Genomic DNA, 24,710 nt, shown 5'->3' on the forward strand with positions numbered 1-24,710 from the left:
TATTTATGATTTAATCAGGCATTGTTAATTGTTTTGAAATTTCAGATCCTAGCTTGCTTTCTAAAGCTGCTATGACCTCTGCCTGAGTTTTTTCTTTAAGACTTCTTAATAAGCCTAAAGCCAAATCTTTATCGGTTATAGTAATACTCTCCTTGTTGGAGAAGGTTTCCTTGATAATATTTCCATTTCCCTTGTAGAGATTTTCAATTAGATCTGCAATTTGCTGCGCTGTCATCTTGCCATAGACTTTAATCAAATCATTTACTCTTTCATCATGTTGTCTAAAAAGCCTCATGGCCAATAAAACATCATCGGTCTTCAATCCCTGGTCCGGTTCCAGTATTTCCGCTTCTTTCATTTTACTCAGCAGCTTCGACTGAAACTGTGCATCCTCCATCCGGTTAAAGGTTTTTGCCGTTTGCAGCAGATCCATATTCCTAAAAATCACAATCAATTCATCCAATTTGTATTTTTTTTCATCGCCCAATTCCTTCGCAAGTGTTTCTATTTTCTCTCCATTATAGATTTGTGCCGCATTCATTAAGGAAAGCTCTTTGTCTTTTAGCTGGTGCAAATTCTGCTGGATTTTTCCTTGCTTCTCCTTCGATTCAAAATTTGACAGGATTCTGGTTGTCACATCCTCATCCAGATGCTTTAATACCTTTATGGTGGTGGCATCCTTCATCTGCTCCATAATTAATCCTATTTCCCTAAAAGAAACAAATTCGTTCATCAGGTTTTGTTCTATTTCTTTTATTAAGTTTGCCAGCGTTAATGTTTCATAAAATTTTGCCTTATCTACCAAAGTGTTTTTATTATCGGCTTCAATCTGTTCTAACGTTAGTGTTAAAATATCCTTCTTCAAAGAGTTATCTCTTAACAGTTCCAGCACTTTTTCCGTTTGTTTTGAATTGATCTGCCCCATTATTCTTATAAGGTCATTATAAAGGGCTTCATCTTCCTGTTTAATGATCGTCAGCTTATCTGATGCCCTTGAGACGTCAGTATTCAGCAGGTAATTTGCCACAAGTTTTTTTCGAGCTTCCTTTTCCTCCCGGGTAGGAAAACTCTGAAAGTATGTACCGATAAATCCCGGAGACTGACTAAGGTAATTGTTGGCGATGTATTTGAAATTTTCATTGGTGAAATACATGATTCCAAGAATAGTAGCCGGTATCATGGTAAAAACGACCAATACAATGACGATTATTTTCCCTATATTCAAGGATGCTGTTTCTTTTTCAATTGCATTTGAAGTAGCCATTTTTACCCCCTAATTGCTCTTAAAATTATTAAAGGTTACCAGTTGATCAATAAACTTTTCTTCTTCCTTTTTTTCCTGATAATTAAAGAGCTGTTTTTCTTTTTCTTTTAGCTTTTCAAAAGTTCGTTTTTCAGTAGTCGCTTTGACCAAGGCCATGCGCAAATGATTTATATTATTATTGCATTGTTCTATAGATTCCTGTTGATGTTGAATTTTCTGATTCAGATTATGCATATAGGATTCATATACCTTTAAGCGGGCTGCGTGAACGCCTTCTTCCATTTGACTTCTTAACTGCTGTTGACAATTACGCCGGTCCTTATTAAAACCATTCAATATATCCTTTTCTAAGTCCAGCTTTTCAACAGCTTTATGCAGCTTGCCCTTCGCAATCTCCTCATGCTTTTCCTTGACATTCAGCAAGTTATCATATTTGAAATGAAATTTGTTCATTTACAACACCTCTATTGGAAAAGTTTTCTTATTTCCTCAACTGCTTCCTCATAATCATATGCCTCATAAGTTCCCTGCTTAAGATAATTGTTTAATTGATCTATCATGGAGATTGAAAAATCAATTTGCTTATTGCTCCCCTTTACATATGCACCGATACTGATTAAATCTTCTGCTTCCTTATATACTGCCAGCACATTCTTAAATGTATTGGATAAATGTTGATGCTCTTCATCAATCAAGTTTGGCATCAGACGGCTCACACTGTTCAAAATATCAATGGCCGGATAGTGATTTTTATTGGCTAAGGATCTTGAAAGTACAATATGTCCGTCTAAAATTCCTCTTACCGTATCTGCAATCGGCTCATTCATATCATCACCATCTACAAGAACTGTGTAAAGCCCTGTAATTGAACCTTTTTCAGAATTTCCTGATCGCTCTAATAATTTTGGCAGAGCTGCAAATACGGAAGGGGTATATCCTTTTGTAACCGGAGGCTCTCCAACAGCTAATCCTACTTCCCGTTGGGCCATACTAAACCTCGTCAGTGAATCCATCATTAGCATTACATCCAGCCCCTGGTCTCTAAAGTATTCTGCAACTGATGTAGCCAACATAGCCCCTTTCATTCTCACTAAGGCGGGCTGATCTGATGTTGCAACGATCAGAACAGAACGTTTCAGACCTTCTTCCTGCAGGTCATTCTCAATAAATTCTCTAACTTCTCTTCCCCGCTCACCAATCAAAGCGATTACATTAACATCTGCCTTTGTATTTCTGGCAATCATCCCTAGTAATGTGCTTTTTCCTACACCACTTCCTGCAAATATACCAACTCTTTGCCCTCTTCCACAGGTCAGCAGGCCATCGATTGCCTTTATCCCTAGAGATAAAACGCTCTCAATTTTATTTCGGCTCAAAGGATCTGGCGGCGAATTATTTACCGGATAGCGTTTGTGAAAAAAAATGCTTCCCTTTCCATCCATTGGATTTCCCAGTCCATCCAGTACGCGCCCTAATAATTCATTTCCCACATTCACAGTTAAGGATTCATCGGTAGCTACTACTTTACTCCCTGGCCCAATACCTTCCATTTCTCCAAGGGGCATTAACAGAACCTTTTTATCCTTGAATCCTACAACTTCTGCTTTGATAGGCTTTGTTCCCTTCAACGGATAGATATGGCATAATTCTCCTAATTTAACAGCCGGACCCATTGATTCAATGGTTAGGCCAATCACTTGAGATACTTTTCCGCTATATTTAATTAAGTTTACATTTGCAATCGTTGAACGATATTTTTGTAAGTTAATGTTATTCATGGGTTACTCGCTCTCCAAAAGTTCTCTGAATAATTCTTTAATTTGTGTTAACTGGGTTTCAATGCTCGAATCAATACTCCCTGAAACTGTATCAATCACGCAGTTGCCTTTTTTAAAAGCTGCATCCTGTTTGATTTGAATATCGTCAATATTCTCTGCTAAGGCAAGGATTCTATTTTTTGCAGCAATAGCATATCCATAGTCCTCCGGGCTAACCCGTATGATCAGCGAGTCTGTATAAGTACATTTTTCCAACCCCAGTTTGATCAATCCAATAATGGTCTCATAGGAATCTTCTACACGTTCATGGACGATTTTTTCAACTGTTTCTATGGCTAAATCTATAAGGTTCTTTTCAAGAGCTTTTGTTGTTTCATGTTTTGCGTTTTGAATTGCTTGCTTGATCTGTATCGCTTCTTCAATTAGATAGTCGGCTTCTGCTTTCCCTTCTCCATACCCTTCTGTCTTCCCCTCTTGATAACCCTCTATTTTAGCATTCTGGTAAATCTGCTTTGCATTTTCATAAGCTTCTTGTATGATTTTTTCTGCTTCTGCATTTGCATCCGCTAGTCTGCTTTGGATTTCATTTTCAAGGGATTGCATCCTGTCCCGCATAATCTCCTCGTAAGAAGGTTGTTGCTCTATATCATCATTTTTTGATTCTCCATGTTCTTCCACAACAGGTACAGGAATATGGGCCTCAATTTCTTTTTTTTCACCCATCCGGACATAAGGAGATTTGAAAATTCTAGACAACGATCTCGTCCCCTCCTCCTCGGGAAATAATAATTTCTCCGGCTTCTTCTAACTTACGAATAATATTTACAATTTTTTGTTGTGCTTCTTCCACATCTCTCAAACGTACTGGACCCATAAATTCCATATCCTCTTTGATCATTTCGGCCATACGCTTTGACATATTATTGTAAATAACTTCTTGCACCTCTTCTGTTGCGCCTTTTAGTGCAACTGCCAGATCATTATTTTCCACCTCACGGATAAATCTTTGGATAGATGTACTATCAAGGGTAACAATGTCTTCAAATACAAACATCCGTTTTTTGATTTCTTCAGCCAACTCTATATCCTGAACTTCAAGGGTTTCAAGAATAAACTTCTCAGTTCCCCGGTCAACTGCATTTAATATGTCTACAATGGACTGAATTCCTCCAGCAGATGTATAATCCTGTGTAACCATCGAGGACAGTTTTCTTTCCAATACAGATTCTACCTCTTTTATAATTTCGGGAGATGTACGATCCATGGTAGCAATCCTTTGCGCAACCTCTGATTGCTTTACTTGTGGCAGCGCAGACAAGATTTGTCCTGCTTGCAAAGGATTTAAATAAGCCAAAATAAGGGCAATCGTCTGCGGATGCTCATTCTGAATAAAATTCAACAACTGACTGGCATCAGCTTTTCTTACAAAGTCAAAAGGTCTTACTTGCAAAGATGCAGTTAATTTGTTTACAATATCAAATGCTTTTTGGGAGCCCAGAGCTTTCTCTAAAACCTCTTTTGCATAGTTAATGCCACCCTCGGAAATGAACTCCTGTGCAAGACAAATTTGATAAAATTCTTCCAACACTTTTTCTTTTTCTTCTGCAGGTATTTTTCGCATGTTTGCTATTTCCAGGGTCAGCTCTTCGATTTCTTCTTCCTGAAGATGCTTAAATATCTTAGCTGATTTGTCAGGCCCTAAAGCGATTAATAACACTGCTGCTTTTTCTTTTCCACTCATTCCACCTTTTCGAGCCATGCATCTACACTCCTAATCTTCATTTAGCCATGTTTTCAATAACTGTGCTACAGCATCTGGCTTTTTGTCGACAAAATTATTAATTTGCTTTTTATAATTAGATTTTTCATTAACATCTAGTTCAATTTCATTAATATTGTCTACCACTGGCATAATCGGGGTTTCAAGCAGACTATCCATTTCTTTTTTGCGCTGTCTTGCCCTGTAAACCGCGAAACTGGTGCCGCCCAATAACATCACTGCTAAAATTGCCATTGCCCAGAGAGGAACTACATCAAGAATTCCTTTATTCGTCTGTCCAGGTATATTTGCTAATTGATCTGTCAAAGAGGTATCGAAATCTCTAGCCATTACCTCTACAACCCGTGTATCTAATCCTGCCGCTGCAGAAACCAGGTTGATAATTTCCTGCTTGTGCTCATCAGACATTTCCTGATCTACTAATGTCTTTTTATTTACCACAACTGCAACCGTAATGTCCTTTACCTGACCTTGTGCTTTGACGATCTGCTTGCGGATTTCATTCAATTCATAATTTATTGTTCTATTTGCTTTATCATACCGCGAAGCATCTCCACTGTTTTCAACATACTGTGTAATATCCTCAGCGTTGGTATCTGTTCCTGGAACACCGCCTTGCGGACTGTTCACTACCTGCTCCTTTAATTCACTCATGCTTATGATGAGTCCTTCCGTTTCGCCTTCAACCGGTGGGGCAAATTCTTTGCTTTCTGTAACTTCACTGTCGAAATCCAATTTTACATTTACCAGCGCTGCAACATTCCCGGGCCCGTATACCGTAGCTAAAAATTGCTCAATACTATTTTTTAAATCATCTTGCACTTGATGCTGCAAATTCAGCTGGCTGGATGCACTAAAGGCATCTCCTTCTTTCTTCTTATTTAATACTCTGCCTTTATTATCTACAACAGATATATTTTCCGGATCCAGGTCTTTTACTGCATTAGATAGAATCATTACAATTCCGTTTACTTGCTCATCCAGAAGGTTTGTTCCTGGGTTTAACTCCACAAATACAGAAGCTTTTGATTTTTGATCATTGATCAGAAAACCTGTATCATCTGCTACTGTCAGATTTACCCGTGCTTTGTTTACACCTTCGATTTCTTCGATGGTACTTGCCAATGCATTCATCTGTGCGATTAAATAACGTTTTTTTCTTTCATCATTGGTCATGGTCAAACTGCTGTTATTTAACATATCCTCATAGGAAAAACCATCTTTTGGAAACCCTTCCACAGCTAAGTTCATTTTCGCCTTATTCACGTATTCTTTTGGTACCAAAATTGTTGTCTCGCTGTCACCGTTTTTCCATGGAATCCCCATCTCATCTAATTTTTTTATCATTTCCCCAGCATCCTTTAGTGTTAAATCCCTGTAGAGGGTCACATACTCGGGCTGCGCAGTAAAAAAGATTAATAATGCCATACTGGTTATGATGAGCAATCCGCTAACACCGATCTTTATTTTTTGAGACTTGTTTAGGGATTGATAGAATTCATTGAGCTGTTGTCTCATGCGTTCAAAGGCACTGCCCATTTAGTCACCTCATTTCATGTATCAGAATATTATAGCTGGAGTCTCATAATCTCTCTATAGGCATCTAAAACTTTATTCTTTACTTCTATTGTAAACTGCAGGGCGATATCAGATTTTTGAGCAGCAATCATAACGTCATGGATATTTTCGATTTCTCCTGTTGCTAACAATTCGTCCATATACTGAGACGTCATTTCCAGATCATTTAATTTATGTATAGATTCTTTTAAGAAGGTACCGAAATCTGTTTTTGATTTCGTATTCTCTATATTGAATTGTGTAGTTGATGGTATCGCGATATTGTTAATTTTCATAGCTTATGCCTCCTAGATTTATCTTCCGATTTCCAGCGCCTTCATGGCCATGCTTTTTGTCGCATTTAAACTTGTTACATTTGCTTCATATGCCCTTGTTGAAGAAATCATATTGATCATCTCTGACACGATGTCTACATTTGGCATTTGTACGTATCCATTTTCATCTGCATCAGGATGTCCAGGCTCATATATTTTTTTGAAGGGTGTTTTGTCTTCTTTAATTGCAGTAATTTCTACACCATTCCCACCCTGTCGTTTTCCCTTTGCTGCATCCAACTGTTCTGCAAAGCTCAGTTGGGATGAAGCTTCCTTGAATACAGGTACCTGTCTTCGATAGGGTGTTCCACTACTCGTTCTAGTGGTATTTGCATTTGCAATGTTTTTTGAAATAATATCCATTCTTAATCTTTCTGCTGTTAATCCAGTTGCACTTACATCTATCGCTTTAAACATACTCATTTATTTACCTCCCATCCTTTATGGCTAATTTTAATTTATTCATTTTTCCATTGATTCTCTGGGTAACCATATTATAGGCAATATTGTTTTTTGCTAGATTTGCCATTTCTACATCGATATTTACGTTATTGCCGTCTTTACGATATTTCGTGTTTTCATCTTTTTTTATCGTGGGTTCAATATTTTCTACATCTTGGACACCGATAGCCATATGTTTTTCATGACTTGTTTTGCCCTTAATCCCATAGCCTGATAAACTCTCCTTTAACAGCGTTTCAAATTCCACAGTATCACGCTTGTATCCAGGTGTATTCACATTGGCAATGTTGTTTGAAATAGCCTCGTTCCTGAGCCATAACCCATCCATCGTTTTTTCAAGTGCCCTTATCTTTCCGAAGGATTTATCCAGCATAATCGATTCCCTCCTGATTTCTCTTAATAGTAATTCGACATTTATTTACAACTAAATTTTATATGTAATTTTTCATTCCCTTATAATTCAACAAATTATTTTATTTTCCTCCTATTTTCCTTTTTATAATATAACATTTCGGTGTATTTTGTTGTCTTTTTTTGTCGATTTTCTAGATATAGTCCTACAGTCCTTCGTTGTTTACATAATCTTATTATATACTACTTCCCCTTATTTAGAAAAGTTTTAAAATTTTCCTAAATATTAGTAACACAAGTTAAAATCAGCATTTCTTCCACTTTAATAATAAAAAAAAGAGCAACCTGGTTCAGGTTACTCTTTTCAATAAATTACAATTATTGATGCTTCATAACTAACGCTTCAACTTCTTTAATTCGTCTATCAGTTTGTCATTTAATATCTTAATGTGGGTTCCTTTCATGCCTAAAGATCTGGACTCAATAACGCCTGCACTTTCAAATTTCCTCAAGGCGTTTACGATAACTGATCTGGTGATGCCTACGCGATCTGCTATTTTACTTGCTACCAGTAATCCTTCTGTTCCTTCCAACTCCTCAAAAATATGCTCAACTGCTTCCAGCTCAGAATAAGATAGTGTTCCGATTGCCATTTGTACCACAGCCTTTTTGCGGGCTTCTTCTTCAATTTCTTCTGTTTTTGCTCTCAATATCTCCATTCCCACCACGGTTGCACTATATTCAACTAAAACCAAATCCTCATCCACAAATTTATTTTGATGTCTTGCCAAAATCATGGTGCCTAACCGCTGTCCGCTGCCGTTGATCGGAACAATTGTTACAAGCTTATTATAGCTTTCCACATCATATTTGAAAATCTCTAAAAGTTGATCTCCTGTAATATTGTATTTTGTCTCAACAATTTTAAGCAGTTCATCATTATATTCATCAGGGAATTTATTGTCACCGGTATCAGGATCAATAATAATTGGACAGTCTGATGCATCTGCAAGACTTACACCCAAAACTTTCCCTTTCTTACTGGATACATAAACATTTGCATCTAAAACTTCACTTAATGTTTTGCTTAACTCTGAAAAAGATACTGGTCCATTTCCGGATTGCTGTAATATCTTATTTACCCTTCTTGTTTTCTCTAATAATGTATTATACATTGCTGATCCTCCTTAATAACTTTTCTCATTTGTGTTTATTGACTATATAATATACTTATTTAAATCTTGACTGGTAATATGATCTGATAACTTTTGCTCTACATAGGCTTTATCAATGACAAGTTCTTCTTCATCTATGTCTGTTATTTCAAAAGATATATCCTCTAATAATTTTTCCAGAACGGTATGTAACCGTCTTGCACCAATGTTTTCTGTCTGCTCATTGACTAGGTAGGCAATATTTGCGATTTCATTAATAGCTTCTTCATGAAAATGAATTTTTATGCCTTCTGTTTCCAGCAACATTTTATATTGCTTGATTAATGCATTTTCGGGAGCCGTAAGAATTTCCCTAAAATTATCTCTAGAAAGGTTCTCCAGCTTTACTCTAATCGGAAATCTTCCCTGAAGTTCTGGTATTAAATCCGTTATCTTGGAAATATGAAAAGCACCTGCGCCAATAAAGAGAATATGATCTGTTTTGACCGGACCATACTTTGTGATGACAGTACTCCCTTCAACGATTGGAAGTATATCCCGCTGTACCCCTTCTCGAGAAACATCAGGTCCTCCTTTATAGCTGCTGCTAGCTATTTTATCAATCTCGTCTAAAAAAATAATGCCATTTTGTTCAGCGTTTTCTATGGCCTCTGTTACTACTTCATCCATATCAATTAATTTTTGCGCTTCTTGCTCCAATAATATTTTTCTCGCCTCTTTAATCGTTAACTTTCTCTTTTTTGTCTTTTTAGGCAAGATTCCACCGAGCAAATCGTTTACATTGATATTCATTTCTTCATTTCCAGTCCCTGAAAATAACTCAATGGTAGATCTCCCATTCTCTTCAACTTCTATCTCTACCATTTCATTTTCCAAAAGTCCCTCTTCCAACTGCTTCCTGACTTGCTCTTTTTGTAGTCTAGCAGTAGTAAGTTCCTGTTGATAAGAACTGCTTTCTTCTTCCTCCGATTGTCCACCGCCAAATAATGCTTCTAAGGGATTTCTGAAAGTTGTGTTTTTCTTCGGCATGGGGCAAAGAATATCTATGATTTTTTCATCAATGAATTTCTTAGCTATTTCATATTTTTCTTCGATTTTACGATTTTTCACCATTCTTATGGAGGTTTCAATTAAATCTCGGATCATGGATTCTACATCTCGCCCAACATAGCCAACTTCAGTAAATTTCGTTGCTTCTACTTTTACAAATGGAGCATCTACCAACCTGGCCAATCTTCTTGCTATTTCGGTTTTTCCTACCCCTGTTGGCCCCATCATTAGTATATTCTTTGGCTTTATTTCTTCTTTGAAATAATCCGGTAACAAACTTCTTCGATACCGATTCCTCAAAGCTACAGCTACTGACCTTTTGGCATCTTGTTGTCCAATAATATACTTATTCAGCTCTGTTACAATCTCCCGGGGCGTTAAATTCTTCATACTTTAATCACACTCCTAAAGGGTTTCAACAGTTATATTGTCGTTGGTATATACACAGATGGAAGCAGCGATTTCTAACGATTCCTTTACAATATCTTTTGCAGCAAGATTTGTATGTTTATATAATGCATTTGCTGCTGCCAATGCATAGGCACCCCCTGAGCCAATAGCAATAAAACCATCATCCGGTTCAATAATTTCCCCATTTCCAGAAATCAGCAAAAGTGTTTCATGATCTACCGCAAGCATCATTGCTTCCAGCTTTCTTAGAATCTTATCCTGACGCCATTCTTGGGCAAGTTCTACTGCCGCTCTCTTTAAATTCCCACTATGCTGTTCCAGTTTGGCTTCGAATTTTTCTGTCAGTGTAAAAGCATCCGCAACTGATCCGGCAAATCCAACCAGCACATGGTTGTTATATAACTTTCTTACTTTCTTGGCGGTATGCTTCATAATCATCTTTTCCCCGAAGGTTACTTGCCCGTCACCGCCAATGGCGATATCATGAGGGCTTCTTCGTACAGCCACGATGGTGGTCCCGTGAAACATTGGTTTCACCTCTTTCTTTTCAATTGGGCAAACAAGAAAATATTATCACATTTTACAATACTATTCAAGGAATATTTTTGAATATTATGATAATAGGTACTTTTACTCATCTTTTTCTACTGCTCTTTTATATTTGCATTCTTTATTGGTACACTGGATAAATGTTCCCTTTTTCGTGGTTTTTTCAGCTAACAGCGCCGTACACTCAGGACATTTTTCATCAACAGGCTTATTCCATAACATAAAATTACATTTAGGGAAACTGCCGCAGCCATAAAAAAGTCTTCCCTTTTTGGATCGTCTTTCTAACAAATCTCCGCCACATTTTGGACAAGCTACACCAATCTTATGTACCAGCGGCCTAGTATGCTGACATTCAGGATACCCTGAACAAGCTAGGAATTTTCCAAATTTTCCATACTTTATCACCATATTTTTTCCACATTCTTCGCAAATCTCATCAGTAACTTCTTCTACCAGTTCAATTTTTTCAATTTCCTCTTCTGCATGCTGTAAGGATGGTGCAAAAGAATTATAAAAATCATCAATCACCTTAATCCAATCCAGTTTTGCCTCTTCGATTTGATCCAGCTGTTTTTCCAGCTCAGCAGTAAAATACTCATCCACAATATCTTTAAAATATTCTTCCAGTAGGTCGTTAACAATGACACCCAACTCTGTAGGCTTAAATGCCTTACTTTCCTTTTCCACATATCCACGGCTTAGAATCGTAGAGATAATAGGGGCGTAAGTACTGGGCCTGCCGATTCCTTTATCCTCCAGTTCCTTTACCAGAGTTGCCTCGGTAAATCGAGGCGGGGGCTGCGTAAAATGCTGCTTCGGTACAATCTCTTTTTGTGATAAAACTTGGTTCGCGATTACTGCCGGTATCTTATTATCTGAAACAGAAGCATAAGTGTAAACCTTGAGAAAACCATCGAAAACCAGTTTTGACCCCGAAGCTTTAAAAATGTAATCACCATTTTGAATTTCTACCGAATAGGTATCATATACTGCTGCAGACATTTGACTGGCAAGAAAACGCTCCCAAATCAATTTATACAGCTGGTATTGTTCATTGCTAAGAGAGGCTCTGATCCTATCGGGCTCTCTTTCAATTGAAGTAGGCCGTATGGCTTCATGGGCGTCTTGCGCATCTTTAGAGGCTTTGAATTCCTTCTCTTCTTTAGATAAATATGCTTCAGAAAAATGCTTAAGAATATATTCTTTGGTGGATTTCTTCACTTCTTCAGAGATACGGGTAGAGTCGGTTCTTATGTATGTAACTAAGCCCACTGATCCTTCATCTTCCAAATCGATTCCTTCATAAAGCTGTTGAGCGATCATCATCGTTTTCTTCGTCGAGTAACCTAGACGGTTGGCAGCTTCCTGCTGCAAGCTGCTCGTGATAAAGGGCGGATAAGGATTTCTTTTCTTTTCCCGCTGCTTTACATCTGTTACAGTATAAGGCCGGCTGGCTATCTTATTTAAGATCTCATCTACTTCACCTTTATTGTTTAATTCAAGCTTACCTTCGGCATTACCATAAAATTTTGCATCAAAAGCTTCTTGGTTCTCTTGATCGGACAAAGTAACGAGAATACTCCAATATTCTTGTGGTATAAATTTTTCTATCTCTTTTTCCCGGTCACAAATCAGTTTTGTTGCAACAGACTGTACTCTTCCAGCACTGAGTCCCTTCCGTATTTTTCTCCATAGTAATGGACTAATGCTATACCCCACCAATCGGTCTAATACTCTTCTAGCCTGCTGTGCATCTACTAAGTTTTTGTCAATGGTTCTAGGCTTTTTAACGGCATTTTTAATAGCGGTTTCAGTAATTTCATGGAATTCAATTCTACACTTTTCTGTTTCATCTACAGAAAGAATATGTGCCAAATGCCAAGAAATTGCCTCTCCTTCCCGGTCAGGGTCGGTTGCAAGCAGAATTTTTTTTGCTTTTTTCCCCTCTTTTTTCAATTCTTGTATAATTGAACCTTTTCCCCGGATTGTAATATAATGTGGTTCAAATTTATTTTCTATATCTATACCCATTTTACTTTTGGGTAAATCTCTTACATGACCAACGGAGGCTACCACCTTATAGTTTTTACCTAAAAACTTGCCAATCGTTTTGGCCTTAGCGGGAGATTCCACAATAACGAGAGATTTTGCCACAATTCCACCCCCATTTATTAAAAGCAATAGTTATTATATCAGAATGTATCGTAAATTTCAAAATATTAATGTAAAATTATTTTATAATGAGTATTTTTCCCGGTAATTGTTCAATCAATCCCTTAATCTGTAAAATTGTAATGATACTACTAATTTTATGAACATCCATTCCTAGCATACTGCTTAAAGCTTCAAAATGAACCGGCTGTCTTTCCAATATTTTCTCATAGACTTTCCCTTCAGTTTCACTAAGGTTTATCGCAACTTTTTCTGTGATTGTCTCCGGTACAATGTCTAACTCGCATAGAATGTCCTCTACTGAGGCCACTAATTTTGCACCCTCTTGAATTAATTTATTTGAGCCGGCACTCATTGTGTTATTGATATTTCCAGGAACAGCAAATACTTCCCGACCTTGTTCCAATGCCATCTCAGCCGTAATGAGGGATCCACTCTTCAATCCCGCTTCAACAACAACTACACCTTTAGACAGTCCGCTAATAATGCGGTTTCTTGCAGGAAAATTGCCTGAAATGGGTTCTGTTCCAAGGGCATATTCAGAAATTACTGCCCCCTTTGCAGCAATTTCCTCCATCAGTTGATAATTCGTTTTGGGATAACAAATATCAACACCGCAGCCTAGGACTGCAATGGTTCTCCCCCCTGCATCTAATGCGCCTTTGTGCGCAGCAGTATCTATCCCATATGCCATTCCGCTAACAACCACAATACCTCTTTGAGCCAACTCTCCTGCCAGTTTGTAAGCTGCCCATTTACCGTAAGCACTGGCTTTTCTTGCACCTACTATAGCAACTGCCCTAATGTCCTGTTCAAAGAGATTGCCGCGCATGTGCAGTATAAAAGGGGGATCATAAATATTCTTAAGGCTTTCGGGATACCCCTCATCACCCATATATTTAGAAATTATCCCCAGCTGAGATATCCTATCTCTAATCCGTTGTAATTGTTCTTGGGATTTGTTTTCTAATATGTTATGAATGATCCTTTGATTTATTCCTTCTACTTTTTTCAGTTGACGTTCGGAAGCATCAAATATGTTCTTCCCACACTGAAAAGCTGTCATCAGTTTCTTAAGATTCTTTTGTCCAACGCCTTCAATGCTATGAAGCCAGTGGATATATACATTTTCTTCCTTCATGCCTATCATCCTCTAACCTTTTATCATAAATTCCAAAATTTCCTATCCAGGTTTCTGTATTGTATTGCTTCTGCCAGATGTTCTGTTTCAATGTGTTCACTTCCTGCCAAATCTGCAATGGTTCTGCTTAGCTTTATGATCCTATTATAAGCTCTGGCACTTAATCCCAGCTTATGAAATGCCTCCTCCATTAACCTTTTTTCTTCTGCTCCCAATTTGCAGTATTTTCTAATCTGACTTGGCTTTAATTGTGAATTAAAAACAATGGACTCTTTTCTATATCTCTCTGCCTGTATTTCTTTCGCAAAATTTACGTCCTTTTTTATTTCTAAGGAATTCTTCGTTATGCTGTCATTCTCGAGTTCCTTATATTTTACGGGAAAGACCTCTACGTGCATATCAATTCGATCTAAAAGAGGCCCTGAGATTTTTGACAAATATTTTTTTATTTGCTGCGGCGTACAACTGCAAGAGTGGCTTACATCTCCATAGTATCCGCATGGACAAGGACGTGTCAGCAAAACACAAGGTAATAAAAATTCAGTGTCAGATTAATAGTTACAATGAGTTACCAGAAGACACATTAGGGCAACGGCTCACAAAATTAAGGAAGATAATGAATTTGTCAATAAAAGAACTAGCTCATAGTAGTGGCATTTCTCCCCAAACATTAAGCAATATAGAAAATGGTAAAACAGAACCATATATATCTAGTCTAAAAGGAATATGTAAAGTTCTAAAAACAGATACGCAGTATTTACTTCAACTAGATAATTTGTCCGAAGACTCTATAGGAGAGATAATTAAAAAATACAGGCTTATGACCTGTCTAACACAAGAACAGCTCGCACGATTGTGTAGTCTAAATAAATCAACAATTAAAGATTACGAGAATGGTCGAATCAAGTGTCAAGATAATGCTTCTTTAAGGAAAATTTACAAATCTATTGGTTACCAGGATAATAGTAAATAAATTTCTTCATTATATATAGTCAAATTATCAAAGCAAATAATTACATTTTTTTCCTATAATATTATTTAAATACTATTTTTTCAAAAAAGCAACATTTTTCTAAATATTTACCCAAATTATAATCAAATCAAATAAAAAACCCTCTATAGTAGAGGGGATATAGTGATAAATTCTAGGAAATCTGTTTTACCATTCTTTAATCTCAGCGATTAGCCTTTCAGTGATCTTGCTGACCATCTCCGCTGATATTCTACTGCGCTGACCTACACTAGCATATGACGTTGGATGAAAGCAGATCCTGTGATTATGGTAAAAAACTTCAATTACATTGCGTGTTATCTTAACATCCACCTTATGTTTGATATATTCATTGGCACAAGAGCAATGCATTTTTTCTATGGGCATGTGATAATTAAGCTAAATAGTGGCTTGTTTCCGAGTTGCTAGTTCATAAGGAAATAGAGGTAGCGGTAACAGCAAAGGTTTTTCTTTGGCAATAAAGATATTGGCTTTGCTACCTTCTTTCTTTTGGAAGGATTTTTCATTAAATACCACTAACTTTTCACGATTAGTCTTGTTTGACTCCTATAGGGTTAAAAACTTTTTCTTACACAGTGCTACGGGCCAAGCTTGTCCTTAGGTGTTCTTGGACGGGGCTAGAATGATGGATGTATTATAGCACTCCGCCATCTCATGATAGTTTTTTCAAATCATTGAAGTATACTAAATGACTCGCTCAACACAGGTTTTTAAGTTATCCGGAATGAGAATGCGAGCAACGCCTCTGGAATATTAGTACATGTTAATATAAGCAACAATCCAACTTTCTTGATTTTGTATTAAAAATGCGTCTACATAGGGCATGCTGGCTGTAGGAAAGCACGATATACGAAAATATACACTGGGGATAATTTCACCCGTATCTCTGTCAATGATGGCAGAAGTTTGACCAGTCCAGTCTACAGCAATCTGTTGTCCAGGTTTTCGAGTAATGTGTAAGTTGCCCAATTTCGTTCTGCGAACTTTTGATAGTGGTAGCAAAAGTGAGAATACATGAGCGGAAGCTCATTGCTAAGATGACGCGACTCACAGTATTCGCTCCATAGCAGTTGTGGCTCAACTCCCTCTCAGGTACGCCTAGGCAACAGCCTGATTTAGAGTATATCCATAGGTGATAGGAGAGAGAAGAGCTTTCTTTCACGATATTTGGTCATCATGCTGACCTCCTTTAGAATCAATTTGTACTAAATCTAGTGTATATCTACATTCTAGAGGACATTTATCAAAACGGCTCACCTCCGGAATGGTGGCTCAATTTTGACTCAAAACTATCTAGATTATTCATCTTCTACAGAATTACAGCTTAGAACTAATTCCTTAATCGTCATATTTTCATAGTTTTGCATAAATGATCATTTCCTTTAGTGATGATTTTTATCATTTACACAGAACTTTAGACATTCTCGGAAAAAAATAATTGCCCTCACTTACAGGGGATTTTCTGACATCGATACACTAATTATTTTTTAATATTATTCATTATTTAGAGCGAATCCTATTATTGAAGCAAAATATCATTGAAATTAATCCTTTGTATTTATGATTTTTAATAGCTTTAGCTCACTAACAAGCTTGCTTATTTGTTTTAGTTTATAACTTCGTGTAAAATCTCTAAGGCCATATATAAAAGATGAAAATATCGATAGTCCCGCTATTATCACTACATATACTATCATCAACTTTGCTGCCTGCGCTTCGTACCCATCAACCATTAGCTGAATACTCAATCCTAAAAATACTGTAATAATGAGTGCTGTACCTAGTTGTGATAAAATATTTAAAAACGGAAATTTCCTAGTGTCTTCTTCTAGTTCAATTTCTTTTTTTAACAACTCATCTAAAACTTCATAGTGTTCTCTATTCTTAATATTGAGCTCTTCTAGTTTTTTTCTAAAAGATTCTCTTTTATGCTTTTCAAAGTTAAAAAGAGTTCCATATCTTTTAATTATTGATTTTTTCAAAACTTCCCTGCCAACGAAAATGGCAGTGATATATAGTATAAAAGCAATTAACCGTGTCAAAACGCTGGCTTTTTCAAAGACTTTTACAAATAAAATAGAAGTAACAACAATAAATATTATAGAAAATATAAACCCAAATTTATTCAATTTCAAATAATCTGTAACTTGCTTTTTCATGCCAAAGACTTCATCATATTCTTTTATAATTTTGCTAGCTAACATACATTTATTCCCCCTATTTTGTATTGACAATCTGAAAATAAAACCCTTATACAAATAATAAAAATATATACTAATCCTCTTTTTGAGTGATTATCTCTTAAATATTGAGATAGAGAAGAATCGATCTTCCAATTCAAATTGTTCTCATAGCCGGATTTCCTCTCCTGGAAAAACAGCCATTCCCAAATCATGAGCATAAGACGAGATGATAAGTAAAAATACCTCGGTGGCTGTAAAAGATCGTGAAGTATTAGAAATTAGACATTCTAGATGTACAATCTGTTCAATTCTCTTTATAACCTCTCTCACATGAATAGAATCGTCTTGGGTGTAGAATGGAAAAAAACGACAATCGAACCAAGTAAGGGATTAATTCTTTCCAAAAATATTAATGCATTTTCCGAATACTTTTTATTAATTGAGTTTAAACAAATCCACAACTCAGTTTCTTTTAATAAATCTATAGGATTACTCATAAGTATTTCTACCCTCCTCGAATGAATATTTGAAAGGTTAATCTACCATATTTTACAAAATATGCTGTTACTTATGGTACGATTCATCATATTATGTTGTAAACTTTTTTAATAAGTTGACCTGACTTTAACTACTATAATCACGATATTCCAACCTCCCATTATAGACATCATTGCTTTCTTGTTAAATTTCAAATTTCTCTTTTAAATAGCATTATCCTCCCTATAAGTTACAGGTTTTGATAGCGAGTTTCGACAATAAAAATTTGTCACAAATGAAAAGAGCGAGAACCCAAAATCTCTCACTCCTGTTTCGTTCTAACCTTAAAATTTTCTCTTAGCCAACTTAAAAACCAGCTCCACTTACTTAACTATCACATCTTCAGCAAAGTTATAGTCAAAAATTATCCTTCCTTTGTAGACTTGATCTTTGTGATAGATCTCTGTAAATACATTGGCCACCTCAACCTTAACAATATTATTTGAGAAAAAATGTTCTTCTTCTTTAGAATCCGGATAGATTATTACTACTCTATTATCTTGATAGAATTCTATTTTGGTATCTTTTTTAAATGTACCTGATATATTATCATCTTTTTTCGCGCTGACCTTTATGTAAGTCCCCTTATATCCTTTCGGGTACTCACCTACAACCAACTGCATCCTCATTTCATTTTTCATATATTCATTTTTAAGATATTCTCTGTCAAATAAATCTCCTAAACTGTTAATGTCTTTACCAATAAAAAGTACTACTGCTAACGTTAATATTCCATAAATAAATAGCTTTTTAAAGAAATTTCTTATGTTTCCGGTTCTTTTTCTATTGCTCTTTTTTTCTGTTTCTGCTTGCTGCATATTCAATTGATTATGCCAGTTTTTCAATCTTATCTTCTCGGCCTCAAGATCACTTTTCTCATTCTTTAACTCTCTCAATTTCTCTTCTATCTCATTAAGCTTGGTTTTTATCAAATATTTTTCCGATTCTAGTTCTTGTCTGCTGGACTCCAAATGGCTTTCTAACCTTATAAGCGTCGTCTTAGCTTCTCCTATTTCTTTATTTTTGTTTTTTATTACAATCCATTCTTCTTCAATCCGCTGCCATTCATGTCCGATCGCGCGACTACTCATATGGTATAGTTCCTTAGACTCCAAAACAATTTTACGAGCCCGTTCTAAAGCTATAGTAAATAGATTTTCTTTGCTGTAGTATATATAAACTTCGTCTTTAGCGCGTGTTAGTCCCACGTAGATAGCTTTCTTCATACGTTTCATCCAATCAGTAATTGGCTCGTCTACACCTGGAAATTCGTTAAGTCCACAGATAATTACTGCAGCATAATCTAAGCCCTTTATACTATGCAAGGTTGATATTTTTACTGAGTTTTCTTTAAGGACTTCTGTATCTTCATTACGAACGTTTGTAACTTTTAAAGTTTTTTTAATCTCATTATATAAATTATTGACATCATCTTTTTTTGCTGCAACTACAGCAATCTCATCATAAGGAATGCCTTGATTATTTAAATCTTTTATTTTGTCTATTGCAGCGTTGATTTCCTCATTGAAATTAGTACATTTTTTTATATTTGGTACAGGTCCTTTCCTATATATTCGCTTTGGATCTGTAATAAAATTATTATTGGCTTTATCCAAACTCTTATCTATAGGTACCTCTGTCTCATCTGTTAAAAACCCATAGGCAAACATCAAGATCTGCTCAGTATTTCTATAATTATTTTGAAGTATATCGATCTCTTCAGCCTGTACGCCAATATCTGAAAGGAAATATTCCCTACCGTAAAGATTTTGCGCCCCGTCGGAGGTTAGGAGAAAATGATTATCAGTCGATCCATTTAATAATTTGAAAAGAAACTCTAACCAACTTTTTTCAAAATCCTGCCCTTCATCTACCAGTATTGCATCATATCTTGCCAATCTGCTATATTGTCCATTTGTTAGCTTGCTGATAATCTCTGCTATTTTATTCTTATTATAATCGATATTTAGAGTGATACAATTCTCCTCAAAGAATCCGTGAAAATGCATGACTTTAATATTTGTTTCACTGTTAAAAACTTCCGTCCTTAAGTATTTGCAGAGTGTTACATTATAGCATAAAACCAATATATTCCAATCTGCATGCTTATTAGCCAAGTATTTTGCTCTAGCAGTTAATATGACTGTCTTTCCGCTACCTGCCACTCCTTTGATAATTACGTTTCCATAATTCATTCCTCTAGCTAATTCTTCCTGCTTTGCATCCATCGTTCGGATGGTTCCGTCCTTCTTTTTACTAATAATGACCTCTGGATATAATAGCCTTCTAATCTCTCGCATCTTATCACTTGTTATGAAAAAATCTCCTCCGAAATCACGTTGCATCATTTTTTTGAGTTTTTCAACCAGTTTCTTTTCACTCCTAGTTCTGAGCAAATTATTGATTTCATCTCCAAAAAGTACGTATTTAGATTCCAATACTTTTGTATCTGTGATACTCTGCTCAAACTCTGCTTGATAAATGTTTGGAAACACGATTGCATGGTTACAAGGAAATTCTATCAAATCTTTAAGCTTATCTTTATAGAACTTATCTGATCGTTTCACCTCATTAAGTATACTCATGCAATATCTCCAACTTTGATCCCAGGGATTTGCCTTAACAGTTCCATCAGACAGCTCTATTTCTTTTTTATTTATCTTTTTTATATAATTTAAATCCCAATCTTTGACCTCTAGTACCATAATGCCTAGGTCTGGGCCAACTACCACAAAGTCAGGATAATTTCCTTTTATATTTAACTCTACCCAAACCATATAATCTTCTGGTAAATATTTTTCTAACAACTCATACACCTTTATTTCTCCATCAGTTGCTGATTCTGATATTTTGCTCGGTATCATATTCGCCATATATTCTCACCCTATTACAAAGTAAATTTATAAACCCAAACTATATTACGGCATTATTTTCTTAAGCTATATTATATGGGGGAATGTCGAAAAATTTTGTCTAAATTTGTAGAGTATATAAAAGATTACTCATTTTCCTCTTCATATCAGTGTAAAAATAGTAAGGATTTAACCTTAATCAATACGCTAATATTCATTAGCTTAAGTGAATTCAATTCTTTGATATGAAAAATGGCTGTAACGACCCCTTTTGCAATCAATGATTCTCAAATTTCATATGGCTTTTCTTTACCTCAAAACTCATAGAATTTGTGTCTTGAAAAGACAAGTGTTTTATGTTTTGAAATTTGAAAAAGCAAATCAAAACATGACGAAAATGGAAAGCAAAATCAGGAATGATAATAAAGCCTTGTATGATGGATATCAGCAAAGTATCGAAGGTATTAATGATCTGTGAGAAAAAGTTGATAAACTGACAGAACAAGTAAATCATCAGGAAATCAAGCTAAAAGTAATCAAATAAAAAGCAAGGTGTGTTTAAACGACTCTCAGATACTAAAATTTTCTATTGCAGTTTTTGCACGAGTCATTTTCGTATCCCATTATGATGAACTAAAAGACTTTCTTAATGTTTAATAAATGGAGAGCATTATGAATATCAGATGTTTTTTTGACGCAAGTTTTCATGGAGAACAGAAAAAAGCTGTTATAGCCATTCTCATAAAAAGAACTAATGATAAGTTAATTCTGAAGTCCTTGAAGGTTATTCAATCTCATAATAATGTTGAAGCAGAATTTCGAGCTATAAATAAACTGATCAGTTACATTATTGATAAACAGGAAAAAGGGTTCATCCCCACCAGCTTGAATATTTCAATATATGGTGATAATGAGGGCATAACGCAAGCAAATAAAATATTAATTCATTTATGAGTTAATTAGAATTATCTCTGTAATACAATCTTGATGGATTTTATATTTTGAGGCATCATCAGATATGCAAACACTAAATGAAAATGCAGAGCTTAAAAAAAGTATTATATGAACAAGTAAGCGATTTTCAATATCCTTATGTAGGACAAGCATATGGCAATACATATTTTGAGCTGGCTTTAGCAACTCGGAAAAGTCTGGTGGTAAAAGCATAACCTTGTCATATTTTTCATCAAAATTACCTTTTGTAGCCTTATAAAGGATTTTACGAATTCTTTGTGCAGTTTCATCGGCATAGAATGTTTCTCCAAGTTTATAATATCCATATTCATAAGCAATTTTTAATGCCGCCAAGAAGAATCTATTAAAATCAATGGTGGCATCATATTCAATCTCTGGCTGAAAACTCTTGCTTTTTAGATCAGATGGAATAGTATTTAGACACTCTTGTATTTTTTCATCAGTATATCCCATGCGCTTGAGTTTTTTTGTTACTAGTTCAACTGCTTGTTCATAGGTTGGAGCAAAAACACGCAGTCTATTGCCCTGCTGCTCCACTTTTGGAACTACTGACGGAACAAAAAGATTATCAACACGAATAATATTCCCCTCTTTATCTCTTCCTTCTTTGAATGGATTAGGTATTTGCCCACTTTGACCTTTCAATTTTAAATTTTGTCGTATGATTTGTATAAGTCTATGATTTACCAAGTAATTATCAACATGAGTTCCTAAACCTGAATTGCATTCTTTACACACAAAAAAGATTTTAAGCTCATTATTTCCAAGCGATTTTGGGATTATGTGTTCTTCGGTGCTTTCCTTTATTTCACCGCAAATAATACATTTGCACTTTCCTTCCATAATTAATCACCTCTTTCATTTTGAATTGGAATTATCAATATACCAGATTATATGGATACGGTTTTAATGTTATTTGTAGTACAATAATTACTTTTGAAAAATTCCATGAGTGCGTAAATCCGTTTGCAATAAGTAATAAAAATTTGTAAGGAAGCATATACATTTTCTTTTTTCATTTGTTTCCCTGTAGGATGTCCCACGCTATTTCTATTTTGCCTTAGCAACTCAAATATCCCGCTGATTATTATATCAATACCATCAACCAACTCCCTATCAATACGACCCTTTTGACCTCCTAAACTTTTTTGAAATTCTTCAAACTGATTTTTTATAAATCTACCTTTTGTTTTTTGCACAAAACTTGTTTGTTCCTTTTTTGTAGGCAAGAATGGGATGTAAGCCTCAATTAAAAGTAGGAGCGCTTTTTCAGATGCACATCCAATTGCAGTTGTGGCAGATAAAAGCAAATTGGTATTATATGCATGGATACTTTCCGCTACATATGTATAGATAACACTATCAATATCTGGAATTTCATGTCTTAAGTAATCTAAATATCCGTCAGGGTCATGAGGAATCGGTTTTCCATTTGCAAGTACTTTTTGCCCATATTCGGTAATGTCAAAAACAAAGCCATGATTTCCAGAATAACTGCTTTGCGTTAAATCTATATATAAAATTTGCTGGCACACTAATTCCCAAATGACAATTCCTATTCTCTGCTTGGAAAGGGCAGATATTTCTCTTGTAAAGGGTTGCATTTGTGGAATAGGGGGATTTTGAATAATATTCTTTTTTGCTGCTAATTCTGCAATTGAAATACAGATATCATCATATTTTACTCTGTAGTTTGAATGAACAGGATAATGGCCCTCCTTCGCCCATTTCAAACTCAATGCCTCCCAAAGTAGTGCCCGAATTCCAGATATATCTATTGCATCAAGATTATAGGTTCTTACCGATGGCATATTACTCACTTCCTCGCATTTTTCTACAATATTTATTATAAAATACTTTCTTTTCAATGAAATTTAATAGTCACTATAGTAACTCATTTCACTAAGCATTTTCTAATTCAATTTGTTTTATTTCTGAAAGCATACTATCAAAAACATCTAAAGAATTACATAACTCATGAAAGCACCCTGCTATATTTAACATATCAAAGGTTTGTCCATTACTAAAGTATGGTAATAATTTCTTGTTTACTGGATATCTAAATATATCAGATTCTTGATCAAAATTATGAAATTTCTGTATGTATTTTTCTGTATCAATTAATGTTGTATCGTCATCCGGTGCATTGGCATACTTCTCAAGTTCTTCAGAAATGCAGTTCCATAGACCAATCAAGCTATGTTTCTTTCTTTTAATCTTTTTCATAGCACCATCATATGGAATATGACTATCTTCCAAAATAATTCTTTTCAAACCCAATTCTACTGCATTCCTAAATAAATAGCACATTGGAAGAAATAATACCGAATTATGGTTTTTCTTAATTTCATTCTCTAAATGCTTCGCCGCTTCTTCATATGAGGAAAAATACGGATAAAACTTTCTTTCGGAGTATTTGTATCCCACTACACTTTGTTCATAATATGATCCACCTTCAATAATCAACCTCGGTTCATAAGCTATATGATTTCCTATAAATGAATATCCTTTTTCATTTATATCTTTCATGATAGAAAAGGCGGTTTTCATGTTTACTTGTGTGGCAACTAAAGAAATGTGTGTCTGCCTTTCAAAAAGGACTTTCATATTATTTCCAAAGGGATATCTAAACATATCAGATTCCCTGTCAACACGCGATATATCCGCAAAAAAACTGCTTAACCAAATTATCGCATCGTGCCCTTGGCTTTTATCAACTTCAGGTATGCTATTAAGCAATAATTCCAATCCTTGTGCAAGATCGTGTCTAATACTTCCAACAGCTTTTTTCCTATCTTCAATATTCACAATATATTGAAAGAGTGTCGATTTTAAAAGCAGCTCCAAGCTTTGCCGATATAAATATACAATTGCAAAATACCACAAGTCCAGTTTAGCGATATCCCCCTTACTTGAGGCCTCTCCCAGAAGAAATTCCATCAAATTTTCAGCTCCGACATAGAACTGCTCAGCATAATGCTTGAAGTCCAATACAAGATCTCCGCTATTATATAATGTTGTGTTGTATTACCATCTCGTATAAAATGGGCTAAATTCATATTGGGACGAATCCATCGAAAGTTATCCACATTTTTCTCTCCTCACTTATCAAGCATCATTATT

General features: G+C 35.5%; 23 protein-coding genes and 1 pseudogene. 2 read left to right on the forward strand and 22 right to left on the reverse strand.

What is annotated here, in order from left to right:
* Positions 1 to 10 precede the first annotated feature (10 nt).
* The 16 genes and pseudogenes from Gferi_RS00960 to Gferi_RS29345 form a co-directional block, all read right to left on the reverse strand.
* Positions 11 to 1,264 (reverse strand): hypothetical protein, encoded by a 1,254-nt coding sequence (locus Gferi_RS00960; protein WP_069973832.1) that lies wholly within the window; start codon positions 1,262 to 1,264, stop codon positions 11 to 13.
* Positions 1,265 to 1,273: 9 nt separating this feature from the next.
* On the reverse strand, positions 1,274 to 1,717 hold the full coding sequence (gene fliJ / locus Gferi_RS00965; protein ID WP_069973833.1) for a flagellar export protein FliJ: 444 nt from the start codon (positions 1,715 to 1,717) through the stop codon (positions 1,274 to 1,276).
* Positions 1,718 to 1,728: 11 nt separating this feature from the next.
* Positions 1,729 to 3,042 (reverse strand): flagellar protein export ATPase FliI, encoded by a 1,314-nt coding sequence (gene fliI / locus Gferi_RS00970; RefSeq protein WP_069973834.1) that lies wholly within the window; start codon positions 3,040 to 3,042, stop codon positions 1,729 to 1,731.
* A gap of 3 nt (positions 3,043 to 3,045) precedes the next feature.
* Entirely contained in the window at positions 3,046 to 3,798 is a 753-nt protein-coding gene (locus tag Gferi_RS00975; RefSeq protein ID WP_069973835.1) for a FliH/SctL family protein, read from the reverse strand.
* Complete coding sequence (gene fliG, locus Gferi_RS00980; protein ID WP_069973836.1) at positions 3,791 to 4,801, reverse strand: flagellar motor switch protein FliG; 1,011 nt, start codon at positions 4,799 to 4,801, stop codon at positions 3,791 to 3,793. Before fliG ends, Gferi_RS00975 begins: the two co-directional genes overlap by 8 nt.
* 12 nt (positions 4,802 to 4,813) lie before the next feature.
* Positions 4,814 to 6,361: a flagellar basal-body MS-ring/collar protein FliF gene (gene fliF, locus Gferi_RS00985; protein ID WP_069973837.1), complete on the reverse strand. Its 1,548-nt coding sequence runs from the start codon at positions 6,359 to 6,361 to the stop codon at positions 4,814 to 4,816.
* Positions 6,362 to 6,390: 29 nt separating this feature from the next.
* Entirely contained in the window at positions 6,391 to 6,675 is a 285-nt protein-coding gene (gene fliE, locus Gferi_RS00990) for a flagellar hook-basal body complex protein FliE (protein WP_069973838.1), read from the reverse strand.
* A gap of 18 nt (positions 6,676 to 6,693) precedes the next feature.
* Positions 6,694 to 7,137 carry a flagellar basal body rod protein FlgC gene (flgC, locus tag Gferi_RS00995; protein ID WP_069973839.1) on the reverse strand — a complete coding sequence of 148 codons (444 nt, stop codon included), beginning with the start codon at positions 7,135 to 7,137 and terminating at the stop codon, positions 6,694 to 6,696.
* Between the two features lie 4 nt (positions 7,138 to 7,141).
* A complete protein-coding gene (gene flgB / locus Gferi_RS01000; RefSeq protein ID WP_069973840.1) occupies positions 7,142 to 7,549 on the reverse strand; it encodes a flagellar basal body rod protein FlgB in 408 nt (135 codons plus the stop codon).
* Positions 7,550 to 7,922: 373 nt separating this feature from the next.
* The gene (gene codY / locus Gferi_RS01005) at positions 7,923 to 8,702 is read right to left on the reverse strand and encodes a GTP-sensing pleiotropic transcriptional regulator CodY (RefSeq protein WP_069973841.1); all 780 of its coding nucleotides are present in this window, start codon (positions 8,700 to 8,702) and stop codon (positions 7,923 to 7,925) included.
* A 42-nt stretch (positions 8,703 to 8,744) separates the two neighbouring features.
* On the reverse strand, positions 8,745 to 10,142 hold the full coding sequence (gene hslU, locus Gferi_RS01010; RefSeq protein ID WP_069973842.1) for an ATP-dependent protease ATPase subunit HslU: 1,398 nt from the start codon (positions 10,140 to 10,142) through the stop codon (positions 8,745 to 8,747).
* Positions 10,143 to 10,157: 15 nt separating this feature from the next.
* A complete protein-coding gene (gene hslV, locus Gferi_RS01015) occupies positions 10,158 to 10,691 on the reverse strand; it encodes an ATP-dependent protease subunit HslV (RefSeq protein WP_069973843.1) in 534 nt (177 codons plus the stop codon).
* Positions 10,692 to 10,793: 102 nt separating this feature from the next.
* The gene (gene topA / locus Gferi_RS01020) at positions 10,794 to 12,869 is read right to left on the reverse strand and encodes a type I DNA topoisomerase (protein WP_069973844.1); all 2,076 of its coding nucleotides are present in this window, start codon (positions 12,867 to 12,869) and stop codon (positions 10,794 to 10,796) included.
* A gap of 76 nt (positions 12,870 to 12,945) precedes the next feature.
* Positions 12,946 to 14,028: a DNA-processing protein DprA gene (dprA, locus tag Gferi_RS01025; protein ID WP_069973845.1), complete on the reverse strand. Its 1,083-nt coding sequence runs from the start codon at positions 14,026 to 14,028 to the stop codon at positions 12,946 to 12,948.
* A 23-nt stretch (positions 14,029 to 14,051) separates the two neighbouring features.
* Positions 14,052 to 14,426: a magnesium chelatase subunit ChlI family protein gene (locus Gferi_RS01030; protein WP_069973846.1), complete on the reverse strand. Its 375-nt coding sequence runs from the start codon at positions 14,424 to 14,426 to the stop codon at positions 14,052 to 14,054.
* A gap of 24 nt (positions 14,427 to 14,450) precedes the next feature.
* Positions 14,451 to 14,549 (reverse strand): annotated as a pseudogene (locus Gferi_RS29345) (ATP-binding protein); the annotation flags it as partial.
* Positions 14,550 to 14,650: 101 nt separating this feature from the next.
* Between Gferi_RS29345 and Gferi_RS01035 the strand changes: the two are divergent.
* Positions 14,651 to 15,001 carry a helix-turn-helix domain-containing protein gene (locus tag Gferi_RS01035; RefSeq protein ID WP_169832947.1) on the forward strand — a complete coding sequence of 117 codons (351 nt, stop codon included), beginning with the start codon at positions 14,651 to 14,653 and terminating at the stop codon, positions 14,999 to 15,001.
* Positions 15,002 to 16,584: 1,583 nt separating this feature from the next.
* Here the strand turns inward: Gferi_RS01035 and Gferi_RS01040 are convergent.
* From Gferi_RS01040 to Gferi_RS01045, 3 genes are all read right to left on the reverse strand, one after another.
* The gene (locus Gferi_RS01040) at positions 16,585 to 17,244 is read right to left on the reverse strand and encodes a hypothetical protein (protein WP_069973848.1); all 660 of its coding nucleotides are present in this window, start codon (positions 17,242 to 17,244) and stop codon (positions 16,585 to 16,587) included.
* A 144-nt stretch (positions 17,245 to 17,388) separates the two neighbouring features.
* Entirely contained in the window at positions 17,389 to 17,553 is a 165-nt protein-coding gene (locus Gferi_RS29580) for an HD domain-containing protein (protein WP_456297972.1), read from the reverse strand.
* A gap of 530 nt (positions 17,554 to 18,083) precedes the next feature.
* Positions 18,084 to 20,567, reverse strand: coding sequence for a 3'-5' exonuclease (locus Gferi_RS01045; RefSeq protein WP_169832948.1), 2,484 nt, complete (start codon positions 20,565 to 20,567; stop codon positions 18,084 to 18,086).
* A gap of 717 nt (positions 20,568 to 21,284) precedes the next feature.
* On the opposite strand from Gferi_RS01045, the gene Gferi_RS01050 reads away from it, so the two are divergent.
* Positions 21,285 to 21,566 (forward strand): ribonuclease H family protein, encoded by a 282-nt coding sequence (locus tag Gferi_RS01050; RefSeq protein WP_069973850.1) that lies wholly within the window; start codon positions 21,285 to 21,287, stop codon positions 21,564 to 21,566.
* On the opposite strand, the gene Gferi_RS01055 is transcribed toward Gferi_RS01050, so the two are convergent.
* From Gferi_RS01055 to Gferi_RS01065, 3 genes are all read right to left on the reverse strand, one after another.
* Complete coding sequence (locus tag Gferi_RS01055; protein ID WP_069973851.1) at positions 21,561 to 22,430, reverse strand: DUF2197 domain-containing protein; 870 nt, start codon at positions 22,428 to 22,430, stop codon at positions 21,561 to 21,563. The two genes, Gferi_RS01050 and Gferi_RS01055, sit on opposite strands and share 6 nt — an antisense overlap.
* Before the next feature lie 47 nt (positions 22,431 to 22,477).
* Positions 22,478 to 23,398, reverse strand: a complete 921-nt coding sequence (locus Gferi_RS01060) for a hypothetical protein (RefSeq protein WP_069973852.1) — start codon at positions 23,396 to 23,398, stop codon at positions 22,478 to 22,480.
* A gap of 91 nt (positions 23,399 to 23,489) precedes the next feature.
* On the reverse strand, positions 23,490 to 24,578 hold the full coding sequence (locus Gferi_RS01065) for a hypothetical protein (protein WP_236932676.1): 1,089 nt from the start codon (positions 24,576 to 24,578) through the stop codon (positions 23,490 to 23,492).
* Between the last annotated feature and the right edge of the window lie 132 nt (positions 24,579 to 24,710).

It is taken from the genome of Geosporobacter ferrireducens (assembly GCF_001750685.1).
Classification (GTDB): Bacteria; Bacillota; Clostridia; order Peptostreptococcales; family Thermotaleaceae; genus Geosporobacter; species Geosporobacter ferrireducens.